The 19,818-nt window shown below is 64.7% G+C and carries 19 protein-coding genes; 14 read left to right on the top strand and 5 right to left on the bottom strand.

What is annotated here, in order from left to right; translation table 11 throughout:
- Positions 1 to 6: 6 nt before the first annotated feature.
- The 14 genes from GGR36_RS16450 to GGR36_RS16515 all read left to right on the top strand — a co-directional run bounded on the left by GGR36_RS16450 (position 7) and on the right by GGR36_RS16515 (position 13,536).
- Positions 7 to 576, top strand: a complete 570-nt coding sequence (locus GGR36_RS16450) for an NUDIX domain-containing protein (protein ID WP_183635870.1) — start codon at positions 7 to 9, stop codon at positions 574 to 576.
- A 19-nt stretch (positions 577 to 595) separates the two neighbouring features.
- Positions 596 to 1,528, top strand: coding sequence for a hydroxymethylglutaryl-CoA lyase (locus GGR36_RS16455; RefSeq protein ID WP_183635871.1), 933 nt, complete (start codon positions 596 to 598; stop codon positions 1,526 to 1,528).
- A gap of 21 nt (positions 1,529 to 1,549) precedes the next feature.
- Entirely contained in the window at positions 1,550 to 2,578 is a 1,029-nt protein-coding gene (locus GGR36_RS16460) for a hypothetical protein (protein WP_183635872.1), read from the top strand.
- Between the two features lie 3 nt (positions 2,579 to 2,581).
- A complete protein-coding gene (locus GGR36_RS16465; RefSeq protein WP_183635873.1) occupies positions 2,582 to 2,797 on the top strand; it encodes a DUF1289 domain-containing protein in 216 nt (71 codons plus the stop codon).
- A 13-nt stretch (positions 2,798 to 2,810) separates the two neighbouring features.
- Positions 2,811 to 3,734, top strand: a complete 924-nt coding sequence (locus GGR36_RS16470; protein ID WP_183635874.1) for an MBL fold metallo-hydrolase — start codon at positions 2,811 to 2,813, stop codon at positions 3,732 to 3,734.
- A 105-nt stretch (positions 3,735 to 3,839) separates the two neighbouring features.
- The gene (locus tag GGR36_RS16475; protein ID WP_183635875.1) at positions 3,840 to 4,280 is read left to right on the top strand and encodes an SRPBCC domain-containing protein; all 441 of its coding nucleotides are present in this window, start codon (positions 3,840 to 3,842) and stop codon (positions 4,278 to 4,280) included.
- A gap of 247 nt (positions 4,281 to 4,527) precedes the next feature.
- Positions 4,528 to 5,541, top strand: coding sequence for a D-xylose ABC transporter substrate-binding protein (gene xylF, locus GGR36_RS16480; protein ID WP_183635876.1), 1,014 nt, complete (start codon positions 4,528 to 4,530; stop codon positions 5,539 to 5,541).
- A gap of 113 nt (positions 5,542 to 5,654) precedes the next feature.
- Positions 5,655 to 7,196, top strand: a complete 1,542-nt coding sequence (locus GGR36_RS16485) for a xylose ABC transporter ATP-binding protein (RefSeq protein WP_183635877.1) — start codon at positions 5,655 to 5,657, stop codon at positions 7,194 to 7,196.
- 40 nt (positions 7,197 to 7,236) lie between these two features.
- Positions 7,237 to 8,397, top strand: a complete 1,161-nt coding sequence (locus GGR36_RS16490; protein WP_183635878.1) for a sugar ABC transporter permease — start codon at positions 7,237 to 7,239, stop codon at positions 8,395 to 8,397.
- 145 nt (positions 8,398 to 8,542) lie between these two features.
- The gene (locus GGR36_RS16495; RefSeq protein WP_183635879.1) at positions 8,543 to 9,079 is read left to right on the top strand and encodes a hemerythrin domain-containing protein; all 537 of its coding nucleotides are present in this window, start codon (positions 8,543 to 8,545) and stop codon (positions 9,077 to 9,079) included.
- A 133-nt stretch (positions 9,080 to 9,212) separates the two neighbouring features.
- Positions 9,213 to 10,697, top strand: coding sequence for a peptide MFS transporter (locus GGR36_RS16500; protein ID WP_183635880.1), 1,485 nt, complete (start codon positions 9,213 to 9,215; stop codon positions 10,695 to 10,697).
- A gap of 133 nt (positions 10,698 to 10,830) precedes the next feature.
- On the top strand, positions 10,831 to 12,129 hold the full coding sequence (gene paeA, locus GGR36_RS16505; RefSeq protein ID WP_183635881.1) for a polyamine export protein PaeA: 1,299 nt from the start codon (positions 10,831 to 10,833) through the stop codon (positions 12,127 to 12,129).
- A 10-nt stretch (positions 12,130 to 12,139) separates the two neighbouring features.
- The gene (locus GGR36_RS16510) at positions 12,140 to 13,264 is read left to right on the top strand and encodes a WD40/YVTN/BNR-like repeat-containing protein (protein ID WP_183635882.1); all 1,125 of its coding nucleotides are present in this window, start codon (positions 12,140 to 12,142) and stop codon (positions 13,262 to 13,264) included.
- Complete coding sequence (locus GGR36_RS16515; protein WP_183635883.1) at positions 13,261 to 13,536, top strand: MoaD/ThiS family protein; 276 nt, start codon at positions 13,261 to 13,263, stop codon at positions 13,534 to 13,536. The genes GGR36_RS16510 and GGR36_RS16515 overlap by 4 nt, the downstream gene beginning before the upstream one ends.
- 26 nt (positions 13,537 to 13,562) lie before the next feature.
- Here the strand turns inward: GGR36_RS16515 and GGR36_RS16520 are convergent, their stop codons facing one another.
- The 5 genes from GGR36_RS16520 to GGR36_RS16540 form a co-directional block, all read right to left on the bottom strand.
- Complete coding sequence (locus GGR36_RS16520; protein WP_183635884.1) at positions 13,563 to 13,985, bottom strand: STY0301 family protein; 423 nt, start codon at positions 13,983 to 13,985, stop codon at positions 13,563 to 13,565.
- A 76-nt stretch (positions 13,986 to 14,061) separates the two neighbouring features.
- Positions 14,062 to 16,041, bottom strand: coding sequence for a UvrD-helicase domain-containing protein (locus GGR36_RS16525; protein ID WP_183635885.1), 1,980 nt, complete (start codon positions 16,039 to 16,041; stop codon positions 14,062 to 14,064).
- A gap of 63 nt (positions 16,042 to 16,104) precedes the next feature.
- Positions 16,105 to 16,968 (bottom strand): alpha/beta hydrolase, encoded by an 864-nt coding sequence (locus tag GGR36_RS16530; RefSeq protein ID WP_183635886.1) that lies wholly within the window; start codon positions 16,966 to 16,968, stop codon positions 16,105 to 16,107.
- A gap of 105 nt (positions 16,969 to 17,073) precedes the next feature.
- On the bottom strand, positions 17,074 to 18,924 hold the full coding sequence (locus GGR36_RS16535; RefSeq protein WP_183635887.1) for a DUF5666 domain-containing protein: 1,851 nt from the start codon (positions 18,922 to 18,924) through the stop codon (positions 17,074 to 17,076).
- Positions 18,921 to 19,802: a DUF6502 family protein gene (locus tag GGR36_RS16540; protein WP_183635888.1), complete on the bottom strand. Its 882-nt coding sequence runs from the start codon at positions 19,800 to 19,802 to the stop codon at positions 18,921 to 18,923. The genes GGR36_RS16535 and GGR36_RS16540 overlap by 4 nt, the downstream gene beginning before the upstream one ends.
- Positions 19,803 to 19,818: the final 16 nt, after the last annotated feature.

Below are 19,818 nucleotides of genomic sequence, written 5' to 3' on the forward strand. Positions count from 1 at the left end.
GCCACGATGAAAAGCGAACACACGCCGCACGATGAGGTGCCGGACATTGAATGCCTCGCCTCGGAGGTCATCTATCAAAACCGCTGGTTGAAGGTGCGTGAAGACCGGATCCGGCGCCGCAGCGGCGCGACCGGCATCTACGGCGTGGTCGAGAAGCCGGATTTCGTGGTGATCGTGCCGTTGCAGGACGACGCCCTGTACCTGGTGCAGCAGTTCCGTTACCCGGTCGGCGCGCGCTTCTGGGAGCTACCGCAGGGTGCCTGGGAGGGGCAGCCGGATGCCACGCCCGAGTCGGTGGCGGTGGGTGAGTTGCGGGAAGAGACAGGGCTTGTCGCTGGCGCGATCCGTGACGCGGGCCACCTCTTCCTCGCCTACGGCTTCTGCAATCAGGGTTACCGCGTCTTTCTCGCGACCGATCTTGCGTTCGAGGGCGACGCGCGAGATGCGGAAGAAGAGGATCTGGTGGCGCGGCGCTTTCCGTTGCGGGACGTCGAACGCATGATTTGCGAGGGCGAGATCAAGGATGCAACGACGATCGCGGCACTCGGCTTGCTGCGCATGAAGGGCTGGCTGTGAAGGGGAGCGAGGCAAAGACATGCTGAACGGCAATTACCCGGCGCGGGTGCGAATCGTCGAAGTCGGCCCGCGCGACGGGCTGCAGAACGAGAAGCTGCCGGTCGCCACCACGACCAAACTGGCGTTGATCGAGCGTCTGGCGGACGCGGGCCTGGGCGTGATCGAGGCGACTGCCTTCGTATCACCCAAATGGGTGCCGCAGATGGCGGACGCCGCTGAAGTGATGGCCGGGCTGCCGCAGCGCGCGGGCATCGCTTACCCGGTGCTGGCACCCAACCTGAAAGGTTTCGAGGCGGCGCTGGCCGCCGGCGCGAAAGAGGTGGCGATCTTCACCGCGGCCTCGGAAACCTTCTGCCAGAAGAACACCAACTGCAGCATCGACGAGAGCTTCGTGCGTTTCGCGCCGATCATGGCGGCGGCGCGCGATGCCGGTGTGGCGGTGCGCGGCTATGTCTCCTGCGTGCTGGGCTGCCCCTACGAGGGTGCGATTGCGCCACAGGCGGTACTGGACGCGACGCAACGCCTGCTGCAGATCGGCTGCTACGAAGTGAGCCTGGGCGATACGATCGGCGTCGGCACGCCGGGGTCGACGGCGCGGCTTTTCGAGCGGCTGTGTGCAAGCGTGCCTGCCGCCCAGTTGGCCGGTCACTTCCACGACACCTGGGGCCAGGCGCTGCCGAATATCCTCACCGCGCTCGACTTTGGCGTCGCCACCTTCGACAACTCGGTGGCCGGCCTCGGTGGCTGCCCCTATTCACCGGGCGCGACCGGGAACGTTGCGACCGAGGATGTCGTCTACATGCTCGACGGTCTGGGCATCGTCACCGGCGTGTCGCTGGAGCGCCTCGTCGACGCCGCCGCCTTCATCTCGGCGGCGCTTGGCCGTGCGCCTGCCAGTCGTGTCGCGCGCGCGTGGCTGGCGCGGCAACAAGGTCTTGCAAAACCGGCTTGAGGGAAGTGCTAGGCTGCTGAGATGGAACCAAACGAGTCTGAAGTGCTGGATGTCGAGCGCCTGCTCGCAGATGCGCAGGCGCGCTACGCCGCGGGCGAACTCGACGCTGCGCGCGCGCTGTGCGACGAGGGCGTGCGACAGGCCGCCGACGCTGCGTTGGCGAGCGCGCAGGCGCGTCTGCTGGCGCGGTCGGCACGTTTCAGCGCCATCCTCAATGAGGGCGAACTGGCGCTTGAGGTCATCAGCCGCGCCGGCATGATTGCGGGGCAGTTGGACGACGCGCTGACCCGTGCCGAGGTACGACAGGCTTTCGGCTTGGTTTTGGCGCTGCTGGGGGCGGGGCTGCCGGCGGAACGCGCGCTGCGCCGGGCGATTGCCGATTTCGAGGCGCTCGGGCGCGACGAGGATGTGCTCGCGGCGCATTCAGACCTGCAATTCCTCCTCGCGATTTCCGGCCGCAACGAAGACGCCGTGCGCATCGGGCGCAAGGTGGTCGAGGACTGGCGCATCCGTGGTCTGTTGCAACGTGAAGTGGGTGCCGCCAACAATCTTGCGTGCAGCATGATCGAACTCGGTCGCCCCGACGAAGCCTATGAGTTGCTGCGGCCCTATCTGGTGGACAAGCGCTTGCCGCGCTACCTCAAGGCGCGTATCTGCGACAGCCTGATCGATGTCTTGCTGGCACGTGGCGATGCCGACGAGGCGGAGTTCATGATCCGCCGCGCCACCGACCCTTTCGAGAGCCATCGCACCGAGTATTCGGAAGTGGCGGAGCTTTTCCATCGCGCGCGTGTGGCCCGCTTGCGTGGCCAGAATGCCGAAGCGCTGGAACTGTTGCAGCGCGTCGTTGCGACACCCGACGCGATGCGCGAGGACTGGCTGCGCAAGGCGCACGAAACGCTGATCGAGATGGCGATTGCCGCCGGCGATCTTGCCTTGCAGGCGAGCGCCTATCAGCGACTCCTTGAAATGGCGAACACCCGCTCTGAACGTGACCGGCGTCTGGTCGATGGCGTGCTGACACACGCGCTGCCCTGGGTTTTTGCTTGAGCGATGCAAGAGACGACGCCCGCATCGCCGTGCATTGGCGTATGCCGCATCGACCCGCGCAACGGCTTGTGTGAGGGCTGCCAGCGCACGCTTGAGGAGATAGGCGGCTGGTCGCAGGCCGGGTTCGCCGGTCAGCGGGCGATCCTGCAGCGGGTCGCCCAGCGACGCGCAGCGGCTGAGTGGTTCGAGGGCGATTTGCGCGGCGATTGCGACCGCTGAGCTGCAGCGCGCGATGCAAGCTGCCTTGCCCGATTCGGTTCGCGTGCTGCAGCGCGGGTGGTTGTCAGCCAACACGATCCTGCTGTTTGACGGCGCAAGCGCAAGCGCGATCGATTCTGGCTATGTGACCGACGCACCGCAGACGGTGCAGCTTGTGCGCGACGCGCTCTGCGGTCGCAGCCTCGCGCGGCTGCTCAACACGCATTCCCATTCGGACCATGTCGGCGGCAATGCCGCTCTGGTGCGCGCTTTCGGGTGCAGCGTGAGCGTCCCGGAGGGGATGGCCGATGCGGTGGCGTGCTGGGATGAGTCAGCGCTGCTGCTTTCCGCCGCCGATCAGCGCGGTGAGCGCTTCGCCGCGCAGTCGGTGTTGCGCGCGGGCGATCGCTTCATCGCCGGCGGGCTGGAGTGGGAAGCGATCGCCGCGCCGGGCCATGACATGGACGCGCTGGTCTTTCACTGCGCCGATGCGCGCCTCCTGATTTCGGGCGATGCGCTTTGGCGGCACGGTTTCGGCATCCTGTTCGCGGATGTGATCGGCGCCGGTGGCGGGCTGGAGGCCGCGCGCAGCACACTTGAGATGCTGGCGCGCTTGCCGATCGACTGTGTGCTGCCCGGGCACGGCGCGCCCTTCGTCGAGGTCGACCAGGCCTTCGAGTCGGCGTTTGCCCGCCTGCAAGCCTTCGAGCAGGACGGAAGCCGCATGGCGCGCAACGCGCTGCGTGCCTGCATGACCTTCACGCTGCTCGAACGCGGCGTGTTCTCGATTGATGCCCTGCCTGACTACCTGGCGCGTGTGCCGCTGTATCGCGAGGCCAACGCGCGCTACCTGCAGCAGACGCCGGATGCGCTGGCGGAGTGGCTCGTCGATGCGCTGGTGCAGGCCGGCGTTGCGCAGCGCAGCGGCGGTTTTCTGAGGCCCGCGGGACTGGTTTGACCAGTCTTGCGCAAGTGGCGCTGCCCCTGCGCCGGCGGCGCTGCTAGACTGCAATGCAAATCAAATAGGTGAGGGCCGCCACGAACCGGCCCCAGAGGTCGCCCGATGCATGAGTTGCGTACAACGGTGGACATCCAGGCATCGCCCAATCAGGTATGGGCGATCCTCACGGATTTCGCGACCTATCCCGAGTGGAATCCCTTCATCCGCGCGGTGCGCGGCGAGCCGATCGCCGGCCGTTCGCTGAATGTGAGCGTGGTGAGCGGCGCGGCCAAGCGTACCCGCAGCTACTGGCCGCGCGTGCTCAGCTCCGAAGCGCCGCGCGAGTTGCGCTGGCAACAGCGCATGATGTTTGGCGGCTTGCTTGAGGGCGAACATCGATTCAAGTTGGTGCAGCGTTCTGACGGCAGCACCCGCCTCGTCCATAGTGAGTGCTTCACCGGGCTGCTGGTGCCCTTGCTGCGCGACCGCATCGAGCGCGAGGCGCGCCCCGGCTTCGAGGCCATGAACGAAGCCCTGCGTTTGCGCGCCGAAGCCATGCGCTGACGCCGATCCCGTCGAGCGGGTTTCCAACGGCGCGCTTGATGCCGATTGCGGAAACTCGACCTGGATCAAAAAAAACATTGATGACCCCATTGGCAAAGCTAGAAATCTCGATTAGGGTTCACCCTAGTCAGGGATAACCCTAGGGTTCCCGAAAGAGATCCAAAGCCTTCACCCCCGGTCGCTTAGCGACCGGGCCAGAAGAGATGGCGGGCAAATGCCCGCGAGAGCCACTACAAAGGAGACTTCAATGAAATCCAGCCCGATGCGTCGTGCCCTGCTTGCCGCTTTTGCCGTTGGTACCGCCCTCATGGCCGCTCCGGCGTTCGCCGACAAGGCCAACCCGAAGATTGGTTTCTCGATCGATGACCTGCGTGTCGAGCGCTGGGCCCGCGACCGTGACTACTTCGTTGAAGCCGCCAAGACCCTGGGCGCTACCGTCAGCGTGCAATCGGCCGATGCCAACGAGCAGCGCCAGATCTCGCAGATCGAGAACCTGATCGCTCAGAAGGTAGACGTGATCGTGATCGTGCCCTTCAACTCGAAGGTGCTGACCAACGTCATCAAGGAAGCCAAGAAGGCCGGTATCGCAGTCGTGTCGTATGACCGCCTGATCCTGAACGCCGATGTCGACGCATACATTTCGTTCGACAACGAGCGCGTCGGCCAGCTGCAAGCCGAAATGATCGTCAAGGCCCAGCCGAAGGGCAACTTCTTCCTGCTCGGCGGTTCGCCGACCGACAACAACGCCAAGCTGCTGCGCGAAGGCCAGCTGAAGGTCCTCAAGCCAAGCATCGACAAGGGCGACATCAAGATCGTCGGCCAGCAGTGGGTGAAGGAATGGAACCCGTCTGAAGCGCTGTCGATCGTCGAGAACGCGCTGACCGCGAACAAGAACAAGATCGACGCCATCGTCGCTTCGAACGACGGCACCGCCGGCGGCGCAATCCAGGCCCTGGCTGCCCAGAACCTGGCTGGCAAGGTTGCCGTGTCGGGTCAGGATGCTGACCTGGCCGCTTGCAAGCGCGTCATCGCTGGCACGCAGACCGGTACGGTCTACAAGCCGCTCAAGCTGATCGCTTCCGAAGCCGCCAAGCTGTCGGTGCAACTCGCCAAGGGTGAGAAGCCGGCCTACAACAACGCGCTCGATAATGGTGCCAAGAAGGTCGACTCGCTGCTCCTGACGCCGACCATCATCACCAAGGCCAACATCGACACGCTGGTGAAGGACAACTTCTACACCGCCAAGCAACTCGGCCTGTAAGTCAGCAGCACCGGCCTCCTTCCGCTCCGGTGCGGAAGGGGCGCCGGCCCCCGGCGGGTGCAGCACCCCCTTCCCGCTGCATCCGCCCCCAACTTTCGAAAGAAGGAACAGACATGTCCGAATACCTGCTGGACATGCGAGGCATCGTCAAGGAGTTCAGTGGCGTCAAGGCACTCGACGGGATCGACCTGAAGGTGCGCGCTGGTGAATGTGTGGGTTTGTGCGGCGAGAACGGTGCCGGCAAGTCCACGTTGATGAAGGTGCTCTCCGCGGTGTACCCACATGGAACCTGGGAGGGGCAGATCTTCTGGGAAGGCAAGGAACTTACCGCCCGAACCATCCGCGAAACCGAAGATGCCGGCATCGTCATCATCCACCAGGAACTGATGCTCGTCCCGCAGCTGTCGGTCGCCGAAAACATCTTCATGGGCAACGAGATCACCTTGCCCGGCGGTCGCATGAACTATGCGGCGATGTACCAGCGCGCCGAAGCACTGATGCATGAACTGAAGATGCCGGATATCAATGTCGCGCTGCCGGTACTTAACTACGGCGGCGGACACCAGCAACTGATCGAGATCGCCAAGGCGCTGAACAAGAAGGCCAAGCTGCTGATTCTCGATGAACCGACATCCTCGCTGACCAAGTCCGAAACCCAGATCCTGCTCAACATCATCAAGGATCTGAAGAAGAAGGGCGTGGCCTGCGTGATGATCAGCCACAAGCTCGACGAGATTGCCGAGGTCTGCGACACGATTTCCGTGATCCGCGACGGCACCCACGTCGGCACCCGGCCGATGTCCGAGATGGACACCAACGAGATCATCACGATGATGGTCGGCCGCGAAATCAAGAACCTTTTCCCGCGCGAAGAACACCCGATCGGTGAGGTGATCTTCGAAGCGAAGAACGTCACCTGTTACGACGTGAACAACCCGAAGCGCAAGCGGGTGGATAACGTTTCCTTCCAGCTGCGCAAAGGCGAGATCCTTGGGGTTGCCGGTCTCGTTGGTGCCGGGCGTACCGAACTCGCGATGGCGATCTTCGGTTGCTACGCCGGCCACCACTCGCTGGAGATGACGCTGGAAGGCAAGCCGCTTCACGTCCATACGCCGAAGGACGCGGTCGAGCAGGGCATCTGCATGGTGCCGGAAGACCGCAAACGCCACGGCATCGTGCCGCTGATGGGCGTGGGGCACAACATCACGCTGTCCACGCTTCCGAGCTACGCGCACTTCGGTCGTGTCGACGCGGAAGCCGAGATGCACACGATCCAGCAGTCGATCGCCCGCATGCGCATCAAGACCGCAACCCCGCTGCTGCAGATTCGCGGCCTGTCAGGCGGCAATCAGCAGAAGGCGGTGGTGTCGAAGATGCTGCTGCCCAGCCCGAAGGTGCTGATCCTCGACGAGCCGACGCGCGGCGTCGACGTGGGCGCCAAGTACGAGATCTACAAGCTGATGTTCGAACTGGTAAAGCAGGGCCTGTCGATCATCATGATCAGCTCCGAATTGCCCGAAGTGCTGGGCATCAGCGACCGGGTACTGGTGATGGGAGAAGGCAAGCTGCGCGGCGACTTCGTCAATCAGGGCCTGACGCAGGAACAGGTGCTGACCGCGGCGCTGGGCCAGTCCGATCAACCGATTGCGGCGTGATCCGCGAGACCACCACAAGAACATACAGAGGCACACCAAAATGAGTTCCGTTGCCAAAAACATCAAGACGCTCTTCGGACAGTACAAAGTCCTGGCGCTCGGGATCGCGATCGTCCTGATATGGTCCTTCTTCGGTTACATGACGATGACGGACGATGGCTCGTCCTTCCTCACGTCGCGTAACTTCTCGAACCTGCTGCGGCAGATGGCGATCACCGGCATGCTTGCTTCGGGCATGGTCTTCGTCATCATCGCCGGCGAAATCGACCTGTCGGTCGGCTCGCTGCTCGGCTTGCTGGGCGGCCTCGCTGCGGTGCTGGATGCGACCTACAAGGTGCCGGTCGCGGGCACCATCGCAATCGTCTGCTTTGGCGGTGTGCTGGCCGGCCTGATCAACGGTTACTGGGTGTCCTACCTGCGTGTGCCGTCCTTCATCGTCGGTCTTGCGGGCATGCTTGCCTTCCGCGGCGTCCTGGTCGGCCTGACCCAGGGTTCCACCGTGCCGGTCGAATCCGCCGGGCTGATCGCGATCGGGCAGGCCTACCTGCCGGCCAACATCGGCTACATCCTGGCGCTGGCGCTGTTTGCGCTGCTCGTCTTCATCAGCCTGCGTACCCGCGCCAACCGCGCCAAGTACAACCTGACGATTGCGCCGATGTGGCAGGACGCGCTCAAGCTGGGCCTCACCGGCGCACTGATCTTCGGTTTCGTGCATACGCTGGAGTCCTACCAGGGCGTGCCGGTGCCGGTGCTGGTGCTGCTGGTCATTGCCGGCGCGTTCAGCTTCATGGCCAACAGCACGGTGTTCGGCCGCCGCATCTACGCGATTGGTTCCAACCTTGAAGCGACGCGCCTCTCCGGTGTGAACGTGCAGTTCGTCAAGATGACGATCTTCGGCATCATGGGCCTGATGTGCGCCTTCGCCGGCCTGACCACCACCGCGCGGCTCGCTTCCGGTTCGCCGTCCGCGGGGAACATGGGCGAACTTGACGCGATCGCCTCCTGCTTCATCGGTGGCACCTCGATGCGCGGCGGCGCCGGTACGGTGTCGGGCGCGATGATCGGTGCGCTGATCATGACCAGCCTCGACAACGGCATGTCGATGCTTGGCGTGGAAACCTTCTGGCAGATGATCGTCAAGGGCAGCATCCTGCTGCTGGCGGTCTGGGTCGATGTGATGTCGGGCTCCAACGAGCGCTGAGCGCTCGCGGGTAGTCGGCCTCCCCGGTCACCTCCGGGATGCCTTGCGGGGGCGCGAAAGCGCCCCCTTTTTGCTTGATGCGGCTCACGCCCCGGCCCGGCGCACTCGCCTACAATGCCGGGTTTGAATCGCCGGAAGCTGCAGCATGACCCCGTTCGAATTGACTCCCGATCTCCTGTTTGGCCACCGTGACATGGACACCACCCACGAAGACTTCGTGTGGGCGGTGAATGCCTTGCGTGTCGCCGACGACGACACCATGGGCGTCGCGCTCGACGCCCTGATCGCGCACTGCGAATCGCACTTCGCGCAGGAGAACGCCTGGGCCGCCGCGATCGGCTTTCCCGGCTGCCATGCCAATGAGCATGAACGGGTGCTGGCGGTGATGCGTGCGGTGCGTGTCGAACTCGACAAGGGCGATCACGGACTTGGGCGCCGCCTGGCCGAGGAGTTGCCGGTCTGGTTCAAGCACCACGCCGCGAGCATGGACGCCGCGCTGGCCGCGATGCTGAAGAATGGCCTCACCATGGCCGACATCGACAAGGCGCCGATCGCCTCGCCCTGCGGTGGCTCGCACGCCTGCAAGAATCACGATCACCATGATGACGAGCACGACCACGCCTGCCATGGCGAGGCGGAAGCCGCCGCCGAAGGCTGCGGCGGCGGTTGCGGCGGGCACTGAATCCGGCGCGACAGGTTCCCGCCAACAAAGCGCTGCGGGCCTGCAACAGTAGTGCGACAATCGCGGCGCTCCTACCGGAGCGCCGCCTTCATTTCCGGCCTATCCGGCCCCAACACGACAGAAAAAAGAATCCATGTCCACGATCGTCCATCCGGCTGTCCCCGACGCAGACGAGTTCGAGCGCCATCCGCCCGGCCTCAAGGTCATCTTCTTCACCGAAATGTGGGAGCGCTTCTCCTACTACGGCATGCGGGCGCTGCTCGTGCTGTATCTGGTCAACGCCCTGCATTACGACCGCAAGGACGCGCTCGAGCTGTACGGCATCTATACCGGACTGGTCTACCTCACGCCCTTGCTCGGCGGCTACCTCGCCGACAAGTACCTTGGCCTGCGCCAGGGTGCGGTGATCGGTGGCCTGATCATGATGCTGGGCCACTTTGCGATGGCCTTCGAACCGCTGCTGCATCTCGCGCTCGGCCTGCTGATCCTGGGTAACGGCTTCTTCAAGCCCAACACCTCGACCATGGTGGGGCAGTTGTATCGCGAGCACGACCCTCGCCGCGACGGCGGTTACACGATTTTCTACATGGGCATCAACCTCGGCGCCTTCTTCTCGCCGCTGGTGGCGGGCACCTTGGGCGAGAAGCTGGGTTGGCACTGGGGCTTTGCCTCTGCTGGCGTCGGCATGGCGATTGGCGTGTTCACGCTGCTGCGCTGGCAGGGCCTGCTGGGTAACGCCGGCCTGCGCGCCGGACAGACCTGCATCGACCGCCGTGACTGGGTGCGCATCCTTGCCTTCACTGCCGCTGCGATCCCGACCGTGCTCGGTACGATCGCGCTGTGGGGTGCAGTTTCCGGCGTAATCGCACCGTTGCCGCTGCTGGTGAAGCTCTTGCTGGGCTTTGCCGTCATCGGCGCCGCGCTGTGGATCCCGACCCGCTTCGGCTCCGTTGATCCGGATGCGAAGCCGCTCACCCGCGCAGACTGGGATGCGATCCTCGCCATCTGCATCGTCTGCTTCTTCGTCATCTTTTTCTGGATGGGCTTCGAGCAGGCCGGCGGCACGATGAACCTGTTCGCCGATCAGCAGACCGACCGCCACGCCTTTGGTTTCGAGATTCCGGCGTCGTGGTTCCAGTCGATCAATCCACTGGTGATCGTGCTGCTGGCGCCGGCCTTTTCCGCCTTGTGGACGCGGCTGGATCGCACCCGTTTTGCCTTGTCGGTCAGCGCGAAACAGGCGCTTGGCATGGTCGTGCTGGGGCTGGGGTTCATCGTGCTGGCCATCGCGCAGGGTCGCGCCGAGAAATTCGGCAGCGTTGGCCCGCACTGGCTGTTCATCGTCTACTTCCTGCACACCATCGGCGAGTTGATGCTCTCACCGGTCGGTCTGTCAATGGTCTCGAAGCTCGCGCCAGCGCGATTTGCCGGCCTGTTGATGGGGGTCTGGATGCTCAGTTCGGCGGTGGCGAATTACCTCTCCGGTACGCTTGAAGCGATGCTTGCCGGCAGCGGCGTGCCGCTCTACTGGTTCCTGGTCGGCTCATCGGTCGGTGCTGGCCTCGTGTTGCTCGCGCTGACGCCGATGCTCAAGAAGCTGATGCACGGCCGCGACTGAACGTTCGCGCCGGGCAGGCCGCAGGGCGGGTCGCGCAAGTGGCCCGCCCTTGTCGTTTGCGGGCGGTGCTCGCCGTGCCGCGCGTCATCCCCTATAGTCCGCAGGGCGGATCGCGAAACAAGGAGAGATGGGGATGTCGACGTCGCTGCAACTGATGATCGTGCTGGTCCTGATCGTATTCAGCGCGTTCTTCTCGATTTCGGAAATCTCTCTGGCCAGCGCCCGCCGCATCAAGCTGCAGGCCATGCTCGACAACGGCGAGGCCCGTGCGGCGCAAGTCATGGGCCTGCAGGAGCAACCGGGCTACTTCTTCACCGTGGTGCAGGTGGGGCTCAATACGGTGGCCATCCTCGGCGGCATGGTCGGCGAGGGCGCACTGTCTCCCACCTTCACGCGGCTGGTGCAGTTGACCGGGGCGGGGGCAGACATGTCCGCGTCGCTCGGCTTCCTGCTCTCGTTCGTGGCGATCACCGCGGCCTTCATCCAGTTTGCCGATCTGATTCCCAAGCGCATTGCGATGGCCGAGCCGGAGCAGTGGGCGATACGCATCGTGCGCCCGATGCGCGTGCTGACGGTGCTGATGGCGCCGCTGGTGCTGGTCTTCAATGGTGTCGCCAACCTCTTCTTCCATCTGACTGGCTTGCCCGCGGCGCGGGAAGACCGTGTCACCACCGACGATATCGTTGCGATGGTTGATGCGGGGGCCGATTCGGGTGCCCTGCAGGGCAATGAGCATCAGCTGATCGGCAACGTGCTGGGTTTCGGCGAACGCCCGGTTGCCGCTGCGATGACGCCGCGCGACAGCGTGGTCTTTCTCGACATCACCGAAGACGCCGCGACGTTGCGCGAGAAGCTGATGACAGGCCGCGCCGAAGACTTTCTCGTCTGCCGAGAGCGCATCGACGATGTGATCGGTTTTCTTGAACTGCGCGACCTGATGCCGGTGCTCGCCGCCGGTGACATCGACAACCTGCCGGCGGTGCTGTCGAAGCTGGAGCTGCGCAAGCCACTGGTGGTGCCCGACGCGCTGAACCTTGCCGACATGCTCGAACGCTTCAAGGATGCGCGCAACGACTTCGCCGTGGTGGTCAATGAGTACGCGCTGGTGGTCGGTACCGTGACGCTGGACGATCTGGTGCACTGCCTGATGGACCACATCGTCGTGCCGCAGTACGACCAGCAGATCGTGCAGCGTGGCCCAGGGTCGTGGCTGGTCGATGGCATGACACCGATCGGCGATGTGAAGGGGCTGATCGATGTCGAGTACGCGCCGGGCGAAGAGGGCTACGACACCGCCGCCGGATTCATGATGTACATGATGAAGCGCATCCCCAAACGCGCTGAAGGCTTCGAGTTCGCCGGCCACCGCTTCGAGGCGGTCGATATCGACAATTTCAAGATCGACCAGGTCATGGTGACCCGGATCGAGTGAGGAGCGCGCCATGGCTGCCACCGCACTGTTGATCGCAACCCGCAAGGGACTCTGGATTCTGCATGGCAACGCCGCGCGCACAGACTGGCGCCTTGAAGGGCCGCACTTCCTCGGCAACGTGATTCACCATGCACGGCTCGACCCGCGCGATGGTCGCACCCTGGTGGTGGCGGCACGCACCGGCCACCTCGGCCCGACGGTGTTCCGCTCGGCCGACGGTGGTGCGAGCTGGCAGGAGGCCGAGACACCGCCGGCTTTCCCGAAAGCCGAAGGCGGTCGGGTGGTTGAGCATGTGTTCTGGCTCACGCCCGGCCATGCCAGCGAGCCCGGCACCTGGTATGCCGGTACCAGTCCGCAAGGCCTCTTCGTTTCGAGTGACGGTGGCCTCCACTGGGCCAGTGTCGAGGGTTTCAACGCGCACCCCGACCGACGCGCATGGTGCGGCGATGACAAGGACCAGACGCCGGATGGCGGCAAGCTGCACTCGGTGCTGGTTGACCCGCGAGACCCCGCACACCTGTTCGTATCGATGTCGAGCGGCGGCACCTTCGAGTCACGCGCCGGCGGCGCTGACTGGACGCCAATCAACCAGGGCGTGCGCGCCGAGTTCTACCCTGATCCTTATCCGGTGTTCGGTCAGGACCCGCACTGCGTGCGCATGCACCCGGCGCGCCCGAGTCGGCTCTATCAGCAGAACCACTGCGGCCTTTTCCGCCGCGACGAAGCCGACGGCAAGTGGGTCGACATCGGCGCCCACATTCCGCAGGACGGCGTGCGCCGCGATATCGGCTTCGGCGTCGTGATACACGCGCACCAGCCCGACACGATCTGGACCTTCCCGATGGATGCCGGCAGCGTCTGGCCGCGGGTGTCGCCAGAGGGCAAGCCTTGCGTGCTGCGATCACGGGATGGCGGTGACAGCTGGCAGAAGTGCACGGCCGGGCTGCCTGCCGAACAGGCCTGGTTCACGGTGTTGCGCCAAGCGCTGGCGGTGGATGGTGAGCGCACGGCAGGGGTCTATTTCGGTACCACCGGCGGTGAGGTCTGGGCGAGCACCGACGAGGGCGAGAACTGGCGCTGCATCGCACGCCATCTGCCGGAGATCTACGCAGTCGAGGCGGTGCAGTTCGCATGAGGGTGGCGGTTCGCCTGCCCACGCATCTGCACCAGTACAGCGGCGGGCTCGCCGACGTTCAGGTCGACTGCGCCGCGCCGGCCACGCTGGGCGATGTGCTGGCCGCGCTCGATGCGCGCTGGCCCGGCGTGCGACATCGCGTGATCGACGAACAGGATGGCATCCGCCGCCACATCCGCATCTTTGTTGGCAACGCCGCAGTGCCCGGGATCGCTGCGCCAGTGCGCGATGGCGACGAGGTGATGATCGTTGCCGCGCTTTCCGGCGGCTGACGGCCCCAGGTTCTGGCGCGTGTTACTCAGCGCGTTCTGCAACTGACGATCAGAGGTTTGCCCGCGGGTGGGTTGCGCAGTGCCGAGCACTCGTTGGCAGGTGGATAGATCATGCGGTAGATGCGCCGCTCGGTGCCTTCGTAGCGGCAGGCGATGATTTTCGGCCCCGGCAGATACCACACGATGCGCTTGCTGCCGCTGCCACGCTCTTCCTGCAGTTGCGGCGTCTTGGTCGGATCGCCGACGTACACTTCGGCACCGGCCAGCGCGGCGGGTGTGGTCGGAATATCGGCAGTGCCCGGGGCGGCATCTGCCGGCGCGAAGGTCGAAAAGCCGCCGTCGAGCTTGAGCGAAGCGTCGAACGCCGGCGGGCACTTCACTTCGACATAACGTTGTGCGATAGCGGTCGGGCTCAAGCAGAGCGCCGACAGCACGAGCAGGTAGCGCATGGCAATTCCGTTCGCGAACTGGATGTCTTCAGCGTAGCGCAGGCTGCGCGTTGCGCCAGCGTGCTGATGGCGGCGATCAGTTGCGCCCGAGCATCGCCCGCAGGTTTGCGAGCTTGGCCTTGGCGTCTTCCTTTGAGACGACCGCGTTCTTGTCCGGCCGTTTCACGCTCTCGGCGCCCAGTTCCTCGATGAAGCGCGAGGGCTCCACCGTGTGCCATTCGCCGGCTGCCTTGCGGCGGTCGCAGTAGGTGATCGTCAGGCTGCGTTGCGCGCGCGTGACGCCGACATACATCAGGCGGCGCTCTTCCTCGACCTTGTCCTCGTCAATGCTGCTCTGGTGCGGCAGCAGGCCTTCCTCGACGCCGATCAGGAACACATGCGGCCACTCCAGGCCCTTGCTCGCATGCAGCGTGGCGAGCTGGACGCCGTCGAAATCTTCGTCTTCCTTGTCGAGCATCGAGATCAGCGCGATCGTCTGCGTCAGCTCGATCAGGTTCTTCTTGTCTTCCTCGCCCTTGCGACCGAGCCAGCCGACAAAGTCGGAGACGTTGCTCCACTTGGTTTCCGCCTCGCGCTGCTCGCAGTGCTCGTAAAGCCAGGCCTCGTAGCCGATCGCGCGGATCAGGTCATCGAGCACCTGTTTGGCTGGCTCGCGCTGGGCGCGGTATTCGATCTTGTTGATGAAGTTGCCGAATTCGCGCACCGCTTCGAGCTGGCGATGCGGCACATGCTGCTCCGCGCCTTCCTCGAAGGCGGCTGCGAAAAGGCTGATGTGGCGCTTGCCGGCGTAGTTGCCCAGCGCTTCGAGCGTCGCGGGCCCGATGCCGCGACGCGGCGTGGTCATCGAACGGATGAAGGCCAGATCGTCGTCAGGGTTCAACAGCAGACGCAGGTAAGACGTGATGTCCTTGATCTCGGCGCGATCGAAGAAGCTCTGCCCGCCCGAGATCACATAGGGCACCTTGAAGTTGCGCAGCGCCTGTTCGATCACCCGCGCCTGGTGATTGCCGCGGTAAAGGATCGCGTAGTCGCGCCAGTGGGTGCGCGATTCGAACTTGTGCGCCTGCATGCGCTTGAGCACCACCTCGGCTTCCGCTTCGGCGTCGCGGGTCGCAACGATGTGGATCGGGTCGCCGATGCCGTGCTCGGACCACAGCCGCTTGTCGAACATCTTCTCGTTGTTTGCGATCAGCGTGTTCGCGGCGGTGAGGATGCGGTTGGTGGAGCGGTAGTTCTGTTCGAGCTTGATGACCCGCAAGCTGGGGTAGTCGCGCGCGAGCTGGTTCAGGTTCTCGACGTCGGCGCCACGCCAGGCATAGATCGCCTGATCATCGTCGCCGACCGCGGTGAAGGCGCCGCGCACACCGGCGATCTGGCGCAGCAGCTTGTACTGCGCGCGGTTGGTGTCCTGGTATTCGTCGACCAGCAGGTAACGCAGCTTGTTCTGCCAGCGCTCGCGGGCGTCCGGGTGCTCGTCGAAAAGACGCGCCGGCAGCGCGATCAGGTCATCGAAATCCACCGCCTGATAGGCACGCAGGGTCTTCTCATAGGCGGGGTAAAGCTTTGCTGCCGCCGCTTCGATCTCATCGCTGGCGAGCTTCTCGGCGTCTTGCGGCGTGATCAGCGCGTTCTTCCAGCCCGAGATGGTCCAGTGGATCGCCTTGAGCATCGCCTTGTCGGCGTTGGTCGCGAGGTCCGAGACAATCTGCGCCGTATCGGATGAGTCGAGGATGGAGAACTGCGGCTTGAGACCGGCGAGCTTGGCCTCTTGCCGCACGATCCGCACGCCTAGGGCATGGAAGGTACATACCGTCAGCTGGCTCGCCGCGCGGCTGTCGATCAGCTTGCCGATGCGCTCCTGCATTTCCTTCGCCGCCTTGTTGGTAAAGGTGATCGCGGCGATGTTGCGCGGGTCCATGCCGCAGGTCTGCACAAGATGCGCGATCTTGGCGGTGATGACGCGCGTCTTGCCTGAGCCGGCGCCGGCCAGCACGAGACAGGGACCATCAAGGTATTTCGCCGCCTCGCGTTGCGGGGCGTTGAGGGTAGACAGCATCGGGATCGGAACCGCAGGCGTGGAGGCCGGATTCTACCGGACGGTGGCGTGCCGCCCGGGCGACTACCGTCTCGCCAGCAGTTCCCGGCCCAGAAAGGCCCTGACCGCTTCTGTGACACGGTTCACGTCCTCGCTGCGGGCGAGGCCGTGTCCCTCGCCGGGGAGCTCCAGCAGATCACAACGGGCGCCAAGTTCGCGATAACGCGCGCAGGCGCGCTGTGACTGGATGGGTGGCACGAGGCGGTCGTCCAGTCCATGCACCAGCAAGACCGGTGCGCTGTCGGCCGCGATGCGGAAATAGGGCGAGGCGTCGCGGGCACCCGGGCGCCCGGGCCCGAGCAGGCTTTCGAGCATGCCGCGCGCGTCCGGCAGCAGGCTGTCATCCGGCTGCGTCAGGTCCCAGGGGCCCCACAAGCTCACCGCAGCTTGCACGCGATCGCTGCGTCCGGCGGCATCGTGTGCGTCATCCACTGCGAGCCAGGCGGCGAGCAAGCCGCCCGCCGAGCCGCCAAGTGCCGCGATGCGCTGCGGGTCGATGCCGAGATCTCCGGCGTGCATGCGCATCCACCAGACCGCGTGCCGGGCGTCCTCCAGTTGCGCGGGCCAACGATAGCCTGCCGTGGTCAGGCGATAGTCGATAGCGACGGCTACCACGCCTTGTGCAGCAAGCCAGCGGGCGAGGTCCGCAAACTCGCCGCGGTCACCGGCCCCCCACCCCCCGCCGTGAAGCAACAGGACCGCCGGCCGGGCGGCAGCAAAGGTCGCGGGCAGGTAAACGTCGGCCGCCAGACCGGGTGCGTAGAACTGCTGGCGCGGCGATGTGTCCGGTGGCGCGGCGGGCGAGGCTTCTCCGCCGCCACATCCGCCGAGTAGAACGACGAGGAGTAGCAGCCAAGCTGCAAAGGTCCGGAAAAATACCAGGGGCATAGGCGCGAGACTGCCAGAGACCGATCCTGGCCGCAATGAAAAAGGGCCGGGCTTTCGCCCGACCCTGTTGCTCACCCCGGCCGATAGCGCCGGCGGGGCGCCGCGTCAGTCCTCGAATTCGACGACTGCCGCGCTCAGGACGCCTGCGCTGAGCGTGCCCTTGACCTGCACAACGCGGCCGTTGGCCAGGCTGCTTACGGTGCCATCCTTGAACACGGTCTTCGTAGTGGTGGTTACGCTCTGGCCGCCGACCTTGAAGCTGGTGGCCGAGACGAAGTCGGTAATGCTGCCTTTGACTTCGCCGATCGTCGGCAACTCGCTGCGCTTGATCTCGATGTTGCTCGCGACCAGTTTGCCCGCCACCACCTTGCCGCGAACCTCGACCCTGACGCCGTTGGCGAGGTCGCTCGCGCTCGCGTTGTCGGCAAATTTGGTGCTGTCATCCCACGCCACGGTCGCACCATTGATCGTGAAGGTCTTTGCCGTGGCGTCCAGTGCGTAGATCAGGCCTTCGAGCTTTACGCCGATGGTGGCGTCAGGCACGAATTTCACTTCGCTGGCGACCAGCACGCCGGTGACGAAGCTGCCGCGCACCAGCACCCGCTTGCCGATCACGAAATCCGCCTTGCTCGCGGCGCTGCCATTGGCGTTGCTGAAGGTGGTTGCGTCGGTAATGCGCATTGCGACGTCGAAACCGGTGAGTTTGAAGTCGCCGGTGGTGGCGTCATAGCTGCCGACCTTGCCAGGGAAGGTGCGCACGCCGCCGTCCGGTGTCGTCGAGAAGCTCACCGAGGTGGCTTTCACTACCCCTGCCGAGTAGGCGCCTTCGATCTTGATGATGACGCCGTTCGCGAGGTTGTCAGCAGTGCCACCACTGAAGGTAGCCGCCGACGCATCGACCGGAACGCCGCGCAGCTTGAAGCTCGACGAAGACACGAAGTCGGTGATCGCACCGGTCAGGTCGACCGTTGCATCGCCCTCATCGCGGATGAAATGCACCTTACTTGCCACGACCACGCCGGCCTTCCAGACGCCTTCGACCCGCACTGCGCGACCGTTGGCAAGGTCTGCAGCCGTGCCCTTTTCGAAGGTGGCGCTCTTGGCGTCGACGCTGACGCCGGCCACCTTGAAGCTCACTGCGGTGGTGTCGAGGCCGCTGATCAAGCCACCGAGGCGCACCTTGGCCCCATCCGCGGCGGTCGGATTCTTGATCCGCACCACCTTGGCCTTCATGACGCCCAGATTGTTCAGCGCGACATTGCTCCAGACGGCAACCCGCTGCCCTTCGGTAAGGGTGGCTGCCGCCGGCAGCACGGTGGCCTCGCTGTAGTCCACCACGAGGTCACCGATCTTGAAGGTCTTGCCGGTGGCGTCGAGTGAGGCGAGGGTTCCGACCACCCGGATCAGCAGCGCGCTGGTCGGGTCCTTGCGCTCGACCCGCGTCGCGACAATCGCGCCGGTGGTGTCGCGTGCGCCATGCACTTCGACGATGTCGCCGATAGCGAGGTCCGCCAGGCTGCTGGCACCCTCGAACACGGTCGGTGCGGCCGGGTCGGTTGAAATCAGCACCGTCTGGCCCGCCGCGACGAACCCGGTGCCGCTGACGCTGGTGATGCGGCCGATGAGTTCCGGTCGCACGGTCAGGTGCGTGATCTTGTCGGATGGCGACAACTCGGTTTCCACTTTCATGCCGAGTTTGACATCGCTGCTGGTGCCCGCGCTCGGGCTGGAGGGATCACGATCGATGTCGATCGTTGCGCCGCTGTCATCGAACTTGTTGCCGTCGATGATCACGCTGCCAAAACCGGTCACCGTGCCGCTGGCCAAGCCAGGTGGCGTGACGACGCCGGTTCCGCCCGAGCCGACACCGGAGTCACCTCCGCCCCCGCCGCCGCATGCGGCGACCAGCACACCAGTCGCCAGTGCGGCGAGCCATCCCTTGATACCGAGTTTCACGATTCGTCCTCCTTGGGTGTCGTCGGTTCGGCGTAGTAATAGACGCCGAAACGCATGCGGCGGTTTGCGGCCGTCGCGGTGTCTTCGTCACAGTGGCGACCCGCCTCTGTCACCATGCGGTCAAACGCAGTTCGCCAGAGCGTGCGTGCCAGTTCGCCGAGCGCTTCGGTCGAGGCTTCGGACAGGCCGTCAGCAAAAACGCTCTGTTCGAGAAAGACGGGTTGCGCGCCGCCTTCGGCCGCGCGAAGGTTGGTGGCGGCGGCAGCGATGTGGTCACGCAGGTTCTCGCCAAAATAGAAGGCCAGTTCGCGGAAGCCCTCACGCGGCACGAACCCGTTCGCGCTGGGGATGACCACCTCGCCCTGCAGTGTCACGACGCCAAGCCGCAACAACTCGTCGAGCATGCTGCGCGCATGGAAATCGGTGGATATCGAGGCGACCAGGCTTTCGAACGACGGTGCGGGGCCGCTACGGGGCAATTCGAGCGGTTTGCCATCGACACCACGGAAAGCCGGGTCGTGCAGCCAGCGCGTAAATACTTCGGCCGCGAGTGAGAGTGATTTGCCGTTCTGTCCGAATCCGGACTCTTCCGCTGCCTTGGCTGCGCGAATGTCCTTGCGGTGCACGCCGGACAGCAGGCTCAGCGCAGAGTCGGTCTGCCGGCCGCCGGCCATCGCGAGTTCGTAGCGGGCTGCGTCGAGGAACACGCCCTTGAGTCGCGCGGCAAGTTGCGGATAGCCGACGCCATTGGCGATCAGCAGCCGCGCAAGCGGCAGCAGGAAGCGCTCCGCTTCGTCGAGCAGTACGTCAGCGCGGGTGGGTTGTCCTGTGGGTGCGTCCATGGCCTCGTCCAGATGGCGATGTGATTCGCTCGTCATTGAATGGAATTATTTC

Origin of the sequence: Niveibacterium umoris, from assembly GCF_014197015.1 — a bacterium.
In the GTDB taxonomy this organism is placed as follows: Bacteria; Pseudomonadota; Gammaproteobacteria; order Burkholderiales; family Rhodocyclaceae; genus Niveibacterium; species Niveibacterium umoris.